This window comes from Vibrio sp. 10N.222.54.A3 (assembly GCF_041474095.1).
GTDB classification, from domain to species: domain Bacteria; phylum Pseudomonadota; class Gammaproteobacteria; order Enterobacterales; family Vibrionaceae; genus Vibrio; species Vibrio crassostreae_C.
The window spans coordinates 1-502 of record NZ_JBFRTN010000165.1; the positions used below are offsets into that span (position 1 = coordinate 1).

The 502-nt window shown below is 43.0% G+C and carries 1 tRNA gene and 1 rRNA gene; both read left to right on the top strand.

From position 1 onward, the window contains the following. A 16S ribosomal RNA gene (locus AB4507_RS22695) occupies positions 1-158 on the top strand; the annotation flags it as partial. Between the two features lie 76 nt (positions 159-234). Then, positions 235-310: transfer RNA gene (locus AB4507_RS22700), tRNA-Ala, on the top strand. The last annotated feature ends 192 nt before the right edge of the window (positions 311-502 follow it).

The window sequence follows — 502 nt, forward strand, 5'->3', positions numbered from 1 at the left end:
GCCTTGTACACACCGCCCGTCACACCATGGGAGTGGGCTGCAAAAGAAGTGGGTAGTTTAACCTTTCGGGGAGGACGCTCACCACTTTGTGGTTCATGACTGGGGTGAAGTCGTAACAAGGTAGCCCTAGGGGAACCTGGGGCTGGATCACCTCCTTATACGAAGATATTTACGATGAGTACCCACACAGATTGATGGTTTAATAAGTTAAGAGTAGGAAATACTTTTCCAGATGGGGCTATAGCTCAGCTGGGAGAGCGCCTCGCTGGCAGCGAGGAGGTCTGCGGTTCGATCCCGCATAGCTCCACCATCTTTAAGTGTTCTTCCTTAAGAATCTTTAAAAATGGTTATTTCTTTTGAAATATCTAGCTCTTTAACAATTTGGAAAGCTGACTGATTGATTACTTACGAGTAATTCAATCAAATTTAAAAGTTCTCAATGTTTATCTGCTCTTATTTAATAAGAACGGTATAAACACAACAAACACATTCAAGTGTCTTG